The organism is uncultured Ruegeria sp. (assembly GCF_947504215.1).
Lineage (GTDB): Bacteria > Pseudomonadota > Alphaproteobacteria > Rhodobacterales > Rhodobacteraceae > Ruegeria.
Genome location: NZ_CANNGO010000017.1, coordinates 52,827 through 63,243, shown reverse-complemented (window position 1 = coordinate 63,243; position 10,417 = coordinate 52,827). Strand labels below are relative to the sequence as shown.

The following is a 10,417-nucleotide window of genomic DNA, read 5'->3' as shown; positions in this document are numbered from 1 at the left end:
GCCGCGACGCCATGAAAAAACCCGTCGCAGTCGCAGGCGTCAACGCAAACGACATGACACCTCAAATACAAGCGTAGTAAGGGTAGTCCAACATTTACCCGGGCCGGCTTGCGGCCCGGGGTGGCCTGTGCTTTTTCGATCAGGACAGCACAAAATTCACAAAGGAAATACGATGCAGGCGTCAAATGCATCTCATTCGCCCACATCTTGGGTGCAATCATTCATGCGCAAAAATGGCCGCGGGTTTCTGGTATCCGTAGTTGTTGCTGTTGCTGCACAGTTTTTATCGGAACATTACGGAGCGCCAGCCATGCTTATGGCGCTGTTGCTGGGTATCGCGTTTCATTTTCTGGCGGAAGATGAGTCAAGTCCATGCAAAGTGGGAATTGACTTCACGGCACGCACTGTTTTGCGGTTCGGTGTCGCTTTGTTAGGCGCGCGCATTTCGATCGAATTGATGATCGGCTTAGGGCCACAGTTGATCGCGGTTGTGATTGCAGGTGTCATCCTGACCATATTGTTCGGGCTTCTGGGTGCTCGGCTGCTGGGGCGCGGCTGGCGGTTTGGTATTCTGACGGGCGGTTCTGTGGCAATTTGCGGCGCTTCGGCCGCCATGGCGTTGTCGGCTATTTTGCCGAAGAACGAACACTCGGAACGCAACCTGATTTTCACCGTTCTTTCGGTTACGGTATTGTCAACCGTGGCGATGATTGCCTATCCGATCCTGACGGAGACCTTTGCGTTTGACGACGAGATTTCAGGTGTATTTCTGGGGGGCACAATCCACGACGTTGCCCAGGTCGTTGGTGCGGGCTTTTCGGTCTCGGATCGGACCGGAGAGGTCGCAACGATGGTCAAACTGATCCGGGTTGCAATGCTTGCGCCGGTGGTACTGGTTATTTCTGCCCTTGTTCGACGCCACGCTGACTTCGCAGAAGAAGAAGGTAAGCGCCCGCCGATTTTGCCCATGTTTGTTGTCGGATTTCTGATTTTTGCGGCTCTCAACTCGTTCGGGGTGATCCCGGCGGTGGTTTCAGAAGCCATGGCGAGCCTGAGCCGTTGGGCATTGCTCATTTCGATTGCTGCGGTTGGAATGAAAACCTCGCTCAAGCGGATTCTGGATGTTGGAGGTCAGGCCATCGCTCTGATCGTGGCCGAAACCATCTTTATCGCATTGTTTGTGCTAGCGGGTGTCTACTACCTCCATATGTGAGCTGGCGACATCTGCCGAAGGCAGCTTGTGGTGAAGAAAACGAAACTGAACTCTGATGGATTGGTGAAGCTATGAACATACATGTCATTAACCTGTTTGATGAACCGGCACGCAAAAGCGAACGGCGACTTGCCGATCTTCCAGATCGCGTGGTCGAAGGGGATCCCTATCATAAAGTTGGTCTTCATTTTACAAGTCCCGACGGGGCCATGTCAGCGGGCACCTGGACGTCGACACCCGGCAAATGGCATGCGTTCACGGACAAGGATGAGTATTGCTACATCATCACGGGTCATTGCGCGCTGATCCATGAAGACGGAACACGGCAGGACTTCCGGACGGGCGACAGCTTTTTGATTCCCAATGGGTTTCGCGGGTTTTGGGAGGTTGTTGAGACGACAACAAAGCACTTTGTGATCCGTGACTGCGCCAAACAGGAGTAATCAGGTGCAAGACACGGTGGATCACTCGGGCCTGCGGTTAGATCCCAGATGGATTTGGGCTGTCAAACCGGACACTACCGAAAGTAGTTTCCGGTTCATATCACCAAAGTTCTAAATTGCAGCCGGGACACCCTTTCCCTCTCTGATCCGGGTGGCTAAGAAGTGCCTCCAACCACGTTTCAGGAGGTCGCATTGGACCGCATATCCCGCACCATCGCCAGTGAGATCAACGCGCGACCTGATCAGGTAGATTCAGCGGTAAAACTATTGGACGAAGGCGCTACCGTGCCCTTTGTCGCCCGATACCGGAAGGAAATGACAGGCGGATTGGACGATACACAATTGCGCACGTTGTCCGAGCGGCTGATCTATCTGCGCGAAATGGAAGCGCGGCGTGACGCGATCCTGAAATCGATCCGAGATCAGGGCAAGATCACGGAAGATCTGACCAAAGCCATCGCGCAAGCTGACACCAAAGCGCGGTTGGAGGACATCTACCTTCCTTACAAGCCCAAGCGCCGTACCAAGGCAATGATTGCCAGGGAAAACGGGCTTGAGCCTTTGGTTGACGCAGTTCTTGCAGATCGCAACGCGGAACCGGAGATTTTGGCGCAGTCATTTGTGACCGAGGCTGTGGCGACGGCCAAGGACGCCTTGAACGGTGCGCGCGATATTCTGACCGAACAAATGGTGGAAAACGCGGCCCTGTTGGGTGAGCTTCGCAGTTTCATGCAGCGGGAAGCATTCCTGAGCGCGAAGGTCATTGAAGGCAAAGAACAAGAAGGGGCCAAGTTCAGCGACTATTTTGATCATTCTGAGCTGTGGTCCAAAGTACCTTCGCATCGGGCGCTGGCGATGTTGCGGGCGTCAAAAGAAGGTATCGTCACGCTGGATATCGCACCCGAACCTGAAACTGGGGCAGCGCGGGCAGAAACGATTGTGGCGGCCCATTTGCAGACACGGGGCGATGGCCCGGGCGATAAATGGCTGCGCAAAGTGGCGGGGTGGACCTGGAGGGTTAAGCTGTCGCTGTCCATGATGGTCGAGCTTATGGCGGATTTGCGAAGCCGGGCCCAGGATGAAGCGATTCAGGTGTTTTCACGGAACCTGAAAGACGTGCTGTTTGCCGCCCCCGCAGGCGCGCGGCCGACACTTGGATTGGATCCCGGTATTCGAACGGGAGTGAAGGCCGCCGTGGTTGATGCCACGGGGAAAGTTGTGGCCACGGACACTCTTTACCCGTTTCAGCCCAAAAAGGATTTGCGCGGGGCGCAAGTTGCGATCCTGAACCTGATCTCCTCGCATCAGATCGAGTTGATTGCCATCGGCAATGGCACTGCCAGCCGTGAAACTGAACGGATGGTGGCGGACACGCTTAGCATGCTTCCCAATTCCGTGAAGGCTCCGACCAAGGTTGTTGTTTCCGAGGCTGGCGCGTCGGTTTATTCGGCTTCGGAGTTGGCTGCGCGCGAGTTCCCTGACCTTGATGTCTCTTTGCGCGGTGCGGTGTCTATCGCGCGGCGGCTGCAGGACCCGTTGGCCGAATTGGTCAAAATTGAACCGAAATCCATCGGTGTCGGACAGTACCAGCATGACGTTGACCAACACCGCCTGTCCCAGTCTTTGGAAACTGTAATAGAAGATGTGGTAAATGCCGTTGGCGTTGATTTGAATATGGCATCTGCACCACTACTGTCGCATGTCTCAGGTCTTGGCCCGGCGCAGGCCGAAGCCATCGTTGCGCACCGGGATATCAACGGCCCGTTTCAATCGCGCAAAGACCTTCTGAACGTCGCCCAGCTTGGCCCCCGAGCTTTTGAGCAATGTGCAGGGTTTTTACGTATTCGTGATGGGGCAGAGCCTTTGGATGCGTCGTCGGTCCACCCTGAGGCATATGATGTTGCCCGCCGGGTGGTCGCGGCCTGCGGACGCGATATCCGTCAGATCATGGGCGATGACGGGGCTTTGAACGGGCTGAGGGCAGACCAGTTCGTGGACGACACATTCGGATTGCCTACCGTACAGGACATCTTTTCCGAGCTTGAAAAACCAGGCCGAGATCCAAGGCCGACTTTTGTGACAGCTTCCTTTACGGACGGGGTCGAAGCGATCACTGACCTCAAACCCGGAATGGTTTTGGAAGGGACCGTCACAAACGTCGCCGCCTTTGGTGCCTTTGTCGATGTCGGCGTGCATCAGGACGGTTTGGTTCATATCAGCCAACTGGCGGACCGGTTTGTGAAAGATCCGCATGAGGTGGTGAAGGCTGGTCAGGTCGTGAAAGTGCGTGTTGTCGAGGTTGATGTGCCTCGCAAACGTATCGGGCTGACCATGCGCAAGGACGGCGGGGCCGATCGCCGCAGATAGTAGGTCGAGTTTGTGTGTTAGAGTTTGAATGCATGGCGCTGCTGATCCCTTGAGCGATCTGGTCATACGCAGGGTCCCCGCTCTCGTGGCGTTCAACCTTGATGACACCTGCGCCCATCAGCTCCAGTTGGCAATGCGGGTCAGTCAGAACGTTTGTTAGATCAAGACCCGCATGCCTTAGAGTGGTTCAATCGCCATCAGCCACACCTGCCGCCCGCGCCCTAGCGCGTCGCGCACGATAGCTTGGGAGAAGGACGAGCAGCGCAGCAATCACCAAGAGACCCAGTGTCATGGGTCGTTCCCAAATAAAGGAAACCCCATCGTACAGCTGCATTGAGCGCGCAAAATTGTCCTCCATCATGCCGCCAAGGATGAACCCGATCAGCAACGGTGCCAACGGATAATCGGCAAACTTCAGCGCCGTGGCGCACACACCGAAACCAACCAGTATCAGCAACTCGGTAGCGTTGTTTTGCCCAATGTAGGCACCCATCAAGGTAAAGAATAAAATAAACGGGATCAAATAGTTGCGCGGCACCGCCAGTACCTTTGCGATATATGGGATAAGCGGAAGGTTCAGGATCAACAGTACCAGATTGCCGATGAACATCGACATGATGACGGCCCAGAAGATCTGCGGCTCGTCGATCATCAGGCGCGGGCCCGGTGTGACGTTCAATGCGATCAACGCGCCGAGAAGGATAGCTGTTGTCCCTGATCCCGGGATACCAAGTGTCAGAAGCGGCACAAACGAGCCTGTGCAGGCTGCGTTGTTGGCAGCCTCTGGAGCGGCCAGCCCCTTGATCGAACCCCTTCCGAATTCTTCCTGTTCGGCCTTTGGGGCGATGTTGCGTTCGACCGCGTAGCCCAGGAAGCTGGCAATTGTTGCGCCCGCACCCGGTAATACGCCTATGAAGAACCCTTGGACAGATTGCCGACCAATAACGGGCGAGATCGCCCGAGCCTCGGCTTTGGTGATACGCAGGTCTTTGATTTCGCCGTCGTCCCCCTGAAGGTTCTTGGGCTTGAGAACAAGAAACAGGGCCTCGGGCAGTGCAAACATCGCCATTGCGAGCGTGATAAAGCCAAACCCGGACTGCAGGTCCATGATACCCATTGTGAAGCGTGGCAGGTTGAACAACGCGCCTTCGCCCACCGTGGCCATGATCAAACCCAATATGGTCATGATAAGCGCCTTGGCCACTTGGCCCGTCCCTGCAAATGCCGCAATTGCAGACAGGCCAACGACCATCAGAGCGAAGTATTCGGCCGAATGGAACAACAACGCGACTGACGACAGCGCCGGTGCAAAAACCATCAGCAATATCGCCCCCAGGGTGCCGCCTGCGAAACTGGCAATGGCGGCAATGGTCAACGCTTTGCCCGCTTTGCCCTGACGCGCCATAGGGTACCCATCAAAACTGGAGGCAACGGTGCCCGCGACCCCCGGCGCATTCAATAGGATGGACGAGGTTGATCCGCCAAAAATCGCGCCATAATAAACACCTGCGAGCAAGATCAGTGCAGCAGATGGGTCGCCCATCGAGATGGCGACCGGGATCATAATGGCAATGATCGACATCGGGCCAAGACCCGGGAGCATACCGATGAATGTACCGATCAGGCACCCGGCAACGACCATCAGAAGATTTTGCAGAGAGAATGCCGTTTGCAGGCCAATCAGAAGTCCTTCAAGCATGTCAGCCTCCGAATAGGCCCGGCAGGGGGCGCATGTAGATGCCAAGAACTTCCTGGACCAGATACCAGACAGAGCCGGTTGCTATAAAAGCTACAAGCAGCATGACGTGCCACTTGCGTTCACCAAGAATGTAGGACCCGAAGAACAGGAAGGCTGAAGTCGAGATCAAAAAACCTACCGGCCGCAAGCATAGCGCGTAGACAACCATCAATCCCAGCAGCAGCAGCGCCTGACCAAGATGATACTCACCCAGCTTTCGATAGTCGATATCTGCTTCTTTTGGCTCAGCTTTTTCAAAGCCCAAGAGAATAATGGTTGTTGCGACGATACCCAAAACTGACAGAACCTTGGGGAAGGTGCTTGGCCAGATGGGGTTTCGTTGCATGAAGGGGGGCAAGCCGCTGTCCATGGTGAACCAGGCCGCGTAGCCATAGGTCAAGCATATTCCCAGCAGAACAAGCGCGATCCAACGGTCCAGCGCCATAACTCCTCCCTTCGTTTTGTTTAGTATTCGTATGGCAGAGCGGTGGTCCGCTCTGCCAGTTGTGTCTTTAGAGGAAGCCCAGCTTCTTCATCAGATCGCCGATCTGCTGTTCCTGTTGTTCCAGGAAAGCTTTGAAGTCGTCGCCGGAATTGTGGATGTTGACCCAGCCATTCCGTGCGCGAACCTCTTCCCACTCGGGCGTGGCATACATTTCAGTGATGGCTTCCTGATACGCGACTAGCTTGTCCTCGGGCAGGCCGGGCGCTCCGAAGAACCCGCGCCAGTTTACGAAGGTTGTGTCGATACCCTGTTCTTTCATTGTCATGGCTTCGGGCGCCGCATCGACACGCTCATCCGAAGTAACGCCGATGATTTTGACTTCACCTGCATTTGACAGGTCAACGGCTTCCGAGAATCCGGTCGACAGCGCCGCAATCTCACCCGAAAGAAGAGCTGCCATGGCTTTGCCGCCAGCATCGTAGGGGATGTATTTGACGCCAAGGGCGTCTTTTCCCGCTGCCTCCATGACCATGGCCGCGACCAGGTGGTCCATGCCGCCTGGTACAGAACCGCCACCAATGGCTGTCGCCGACGGATCGGCGTCATACGCGGCAAGCAGATCATCCATCGAATTGATTGGGCTGTCTTTGCCCACAACAATCGCGGCGTAATCCCCGATAGTGCCGGAAACCAGCGTCAGATCACGGAAGTTGTGGGGAAATACACCGGTCAGCGAGCGGATTACGATTGGGGTCGAGTTGACCATCAGGGTGCCGTGGTTGCTGTCGGCGTTCTCGATCAGGAACCCGATGGCTTTGCCGCCGCCGCCGCCCGACATGTTTTCGTATGACGCGGTGCCCACGATGCCCGCATTGGTCAGCGCTTCACCGGTGCCACGGGCGGTACCATCCCAGCCGCCGCCTGCGCCGCCCGGGATCAGAAAGTGGATGCTGTCCACAACCTGATGACCGTCGGCCAATGCTGGCCCAGTCAGACCAAAAGCAGCCACAGCTGCGATTAGGGCCCGACGGCCCAGTGTGAAATTCGTCATGATGTCCTCCCATTTGACAATCGGCCGATTGACGGCTCAGATTAATCCGAACCAAAACACATCAACCTGACATCAACCTGTCATGCGCAGAAAAACTGCTTGAGCCCCATGAAATTTTTACTGGTCGAAGATAATCTGGACCTCGCAAACGCGATCAGTTCGCGCATGCGGTTAGACGGGCATGTCGTTGATCATGCAGCGAATTTGGGAGACGCATCTGCTTTTGTAGAAACCGAAGAGTATGATCTTATCCTATTGGACATCATGCTGCCCGACGGGGACGGCCGTGACTTTTTGAAACAGCATCGCGCAAGTCATTTGGACACGCCTGTGATCGTTCTGACTGCGCGCAGTCAGGTTTCGGATCGAATCGGTTCGCTGGATTTGGGGGCTGATGACTATGTCACCAAACCGTTCGACCATGCCGAACTTGAAGCCCGATGCCGGGCCGTATTGCGACGTAAATCAGGGATCGTGAAATCGACGATCGAGATCGGCGGGATCGTTTTTGACCCGGTCGCGGGTCATTTACTGGTCGGGTCCGACACGGTGTCGCTGCGGAATCGCGAGTTGCGCTTGCTGGAGCTGTTTTTCAACGCGCCCGGACAGGTGTTTTCGAAACAAAAGCTGGCGGACAGGTTGTTTTCCTATGATGACAACGTCTCGGACAATGCCATCGAAGTCTATGTTGGACGTCTGCGCAGGCATCTGGAAAACTCGGACCTGAAAATCACCACACTGCGCGGACTGGGATACAGGTTGGATCATGTCAGCTGATCTCACGGTTTCAGGGTCACTCAGGAACCGGCTTGTTCTTACACTGATTGGCGGCGCAGCGATCCTGGCGCTTCTTCTGTTCTTTGCGGTGCGCAACTATGCGGCCCGGGTGGCTCAGCAAGGTCAGGACAGTATTCTCGAGGCCTCGGTGACCTCAATCCTGGATGCAGCTGCGCTGAGGGACGGTGAGCTTGAGGTTGATATTCCTTATGCGGCATTTTCGATGCTGACGACGCCGTCCGATGACCGGGTCTTTTATGCGATCTTTCAGGACGGCGAATTTCTATCCGGATACGATGACCTGCCCTTGGCCGACGCTCCTATTAACGGTAAATGGGCTTTCAGATCGGGTGCCGTTCGCGGCGAAAATGTTCGGCAAGTAAACACCAGCCGAACACTTGTAGGTCTTGGAAAACAGACCGAAATCGAAGTAGCGCTTGGGCAGACCCAGGACGCGTTGTCTGAAACAATGGACCAGATTTCCCGCAATGCGGCTTATCTGGGGTTGGGTTTCTTTGCCCTTGCGACAGTACTGTCCGTTTGGGCGACATCGGCAACGATTGGGCAGCTCAACAAGCTGACAACCTCGGTCACGCGCCGCGGACCACAAGATTTAAGCCCATTCAGAAAACCTGTGCCCCGGGAAATGGCGCCTTTGGTCACATCCCTGAATTCTCTTATGGGTCGATTGGACCAATCACTCAGCCAATCGGAAGACTTCATTGCCGAGGCAGCGCATAGGGTCCGCACGCCCCTGGCAACAGTCCGGTCCTACGCGGACGCGACGCTGCAAAGGGTCGAAAAAGAAGAAAACCGCGAAGCATTGCGATCCATGGTCCGCGCAATCGACGAAAGCTCGCGCGCGGCTGGTCAACTTTTGGACCACGCCATGATCACGTTTAGGGCGGACCACCTTGAGCGCGAAGATCTTGACCTTGTCGATCTTATGGCGGAACTGGTTCAGCGTTTGACGCCGATCGCCGAAATGAAAGATCTTTCCTTGTCTTTGGTGGGCGATTCCGCGGTTCAGTATTCCGGTGACCCGATCCTGATCCAGAATGCCGCGCGCAATATGATTGACAATGCACTGAAATACGCCCCGGCGGACAGCACGGTGACAATCGAAGTTGCCGCGAGCCCTTGTGTTCAGGTTAAAGTCAGTGATCAAGGTCCGGGGTTTCCACCTGATGAGATCGAAACACTGACCCGGCGATTTGAGCGTGGTCAGAATGCCACCGGAACCATTGGATCAGGTTTGGGGCTCACCATTGCGCAGGATGTGGCAACCGCGCATGGCGGAACGCTTGTTCTGATGAACCAACCCGAGGGCGGCGCATGCGTTATCTTATCTCTGTAATTCTGTGGTTGTTTCCTTGCTTCGCAATGGCGCTGGAATGGGAAGATCAACGGGTCTTTAATGAAGCAGCGCAAGGGCCTCAACTGCGCATAATATCCAGTACTGACACTGCATTGTTTGCGCCTTTGATCGAAGATTTCATTCTGGGCAACCCATCGATTTCGGTCGAGTATCTGGTTACGGGAACGGCTGACATTGACCGTCAGGTCCGGGCAACGCCCGATGCCTTTGACATTGCGATATCCAGCGCAATGGATTTGCAACTTAAACTGGCAAATGACGGATATGCATTAGCAATAGACAGCATTGCAAACCCGGATTGGGCGCAGTGGCATGACAGTCTTTTTGCTTTCACGTCCGAGCCTGCAACAATCGTCATAAATAGCGCTGCTTTTGCTGAGGGGGCGACGCCGCAAACGCGGCAAGAGTTGATCGAGATACTTCGCGCCAGACCCGATGATTTTCGCGGAAAAGTGGGCACATACGACATTCGTCAATCAGGATTGGGATATTTGTTTGCCACTCAGGACGCCCGCGCCTCTGAGACATACTGGCGACTGATGGAGGTCTTGGGCAGCCTGGATGTACGTCTGTATTGCTGTTCCGGCGAGATGATCAACGATCTGACAGATGGGACGATTGCAGTCGCTTACAACGTACTGGGCAGCTATGCCGCAGCGCGTACGGAAGGAAAGGACGCATTTGAGATCGTGCTGCCCTCCGATTTTCAGACGACCATGATGCGCACCGCAATGGTGCTGAACGGGACGCCCGAGCCCGATGCGGCAGAGGCATTTGTTCGTCAGCTAACTGCGAAGAAGACCCGGTCTTCCACCAACGCGCCATCGCTTCCGTTGTTGGGGACTGATGATAGCGTAGATGAAAGGGCAACGATCGCTTTGGACCCGGCCTTGTTGACGTTCCTGGACAAGTTGAAGAGGAAGAAGTTTCTGTCAGAGTGGGAAAATGCCGTTATTCAGCGATAGGGCTCCTATTTTGTGCCCCTTGTCACTTCGACCCGCGTTC

General features: G+C 55.3%; 9 protein-coding genes. 6 read left to right on the top strand and 3 right to left on the bottom strand.

All coding sequences use genetic code 11. The annotated features are described in order from the left end of the window. Positions 1-223 precede the first annotated feature (223 nt). The 3 genes from Q1B21_RS20700 (at position 224) to Q1B21_RS20690 (ending at position 4,023) form a co-directional block, all read left to right on the top strand. The gene (locus Q1B21_RS20700; protein WP_299892774.1) at positions 224-1,213 is read left to right on the top strand and encodes a YeiH family protein; all 990 of its coding nucleotides are present in this window, start codon (positions 224-226) and stop codon (positions 1,211-1,213) included. Between the two features lie 71 nt (positions 1,214-1,284). Continuing rightward, positions 1,285-1,656 (top strand): cupin domain-containing protein, encoded by a 372-nt coding sequence (locus tag Q1B21_RS20695; protein WP_299892772.1) that lies wholly within the window; start codon positions 1,285-1,287, stop codon positions 1,654-1,656. A gap of 192 nt (positions 1,657-1,848) precedes the next feature. Beyond that, the gene (locus Q1B21_RS20690) at positions 1,849-4,023 is read left to right on the top strand and encodes a Tex family protein (RefSeq protein WP_299892770.1); all 2,175 of its coding nucleotides are present in this window, start codon (positions 1,849-1,851) and stop codon (positions 4,021-4,023) included. 187 nt (positions 4,024-4,210) lie between these two features. Here the strand turns inward: Q1B21_RS20690 and Q1B21_RS20685 are convergent, their stop codons facing one another. The 3 genes from Q1B21_RS20685 to Q1B21_RS20675 all read right to left on the bottom strand — a co-directional run bounded on the left by Q1B21_RS20685 (position 4,211) and on the right by Q1B21_RS20675 (position 7,257). Then, on the bottom strand, positions 4,211-5,722 hold the full coding sequence (locus tag Q1B21_RS20685) for a tripartite tricarboxylate transporter permease (protein WP_299892768.1): 1,512 nt from the start codon (positions 5,720-5,722) through the stop codon (positions 4,211-4,213). 1 nt (position 5,723) lies between these two features. Beyond that, complete coding sequence (locus Q1B21_RS20680) at positions 5,724-6,206, bottom strand: tripartite tricarboxylate transporter TctB family protein (RefSeq protein WP_299892767.1); 483 nt, start codon at positions 6,204-6,206, stop codon at positions 5,724-5,726. 67 nt (positions 6,207-6,273) lie between these two features. Beyond that, entirely contained in the window at positions 6,274-7,257 is a 984-nt protein-coding gene (locus tag Q1B21_RS20675) for a tripartite tricarboxylate transporter substrate binding protein (RefSeq protein ID WP_298937481.1), read from the bottom strand. A gap of 108 nt (positions 7,258-7,365) precedes the next feature. Here Q1B21_RS20675 and Q1B21_RS20670 point away from each other — a divergent pair, with 108 nt between their 5' ends. The 3 genes from Q1B21_RS20670 to Q1B21_RS20660 are packed head-to-tail and all read left to right on the top strand — an operon-like array spanning position 7,366 to position 10,377. Then, on the top strand, positions 7,366-8,034 hold the full coding sequence (locus tag Q1B21_RS20670) for a response regulator transcription factor (protein ID WP_298937482.1): 669 nt from the start codon (positions 7,366-7,368) through the stop codon (positions 8,032-8,034). Then, positions 8,024-9,391 carry a sensor histidine kinase gene (locus tag Q1B21_RS20665; RefSeq protein ID WP_299892764.1) on the top strand — a complete coding sequence of 456 codons (1,368 nt, stop codon included), beginning with the start codon at positions 8,024-8,026 and terminating at the stop codon, positions 9,389-9,391. The genes Q1B21_RS20670 and Q1B21_RS20665 overlap by 11 nt, the downstream gene beginning before the upstream one ends. After that, complete coding sequence (locus Q1B21_RS20660) at positions 9,370-10,377, top strand: ABC transporter substrate-binding protein (RefSeq protein ID WP_299892762.1); 1,008 nt, start codon at positions 9,370-9,372, stop codon at positions 10,375-10,377. Before Q1B21_RS20665 ends, Q1B21_RS20660 begins: the two co-directional genes overlap by 22 nt. The last annotated feature ends 40 nt before the right edge of the window (positions 10,378-10,417 follow it).

Excerpts from the sequence above, each read along its gene's own strand:
- Q1B21_RS20680 (WP_299892767.1), bottom strand. The coding sequence starts at position 6,206 with ATGGCGCTGGACCGTTGGATCGCGCTTGTTCTGCTGGGAATATGCTTG.
- Q1B21_RS20675 (WP_298937481.1), bottom strand. The coding sequence starts at position 7,257 with ATGACGAATTTCACACTGGGCCGTCGGGCCCTAATCGCAGCTGTGGCT.
- Q1B21_RS20700 (WP_299892774.1), top strand. The coding sequence starts at position 224 with ATGCGCAAAAATGGCCGCGGGTTTCTGGTATCCGTAGTTGTTGCTGTT.
- Q1B21_RS20685 (WP_299892768.1), bottom strand. The coding sequence starts at position 5,722 with ATGCTTGAAGGACTTCTGATTGGCCTGCAAACGGCATTCTCTCTGCAA.
- Q1B21_RS20695 (WP_299892772.1), top strand. The coding sequence starts at position 1,285 with ATGAACATACATGTCATTAACCTGTTTGATGAACCGGCACGCAAAAGC.
- Q1B21_RS20665 (WP_299892764.1), top strand. The coding sequence starts at position 8,024 with ATGTCAGCTGATCTCACGGTTTCAGGGTCACTCAGGAACCGGCTTGTT.
- Q1B21_RS20670 (WP_298937482.1), top strand. The coding sequence starts at position 7,366 with ATGAAATTTTTACTGGTCGAAGATAATCTGGACCTCGCAAACGCGATC.
- Q1B21_RS20660 (WP_299892762.1), top strand. The coding sequence starts at position 9,370 with ATGCGTTATCTTATCTCTGTAATTCTGTGGTTGTTTCCTTGCTTCGCA.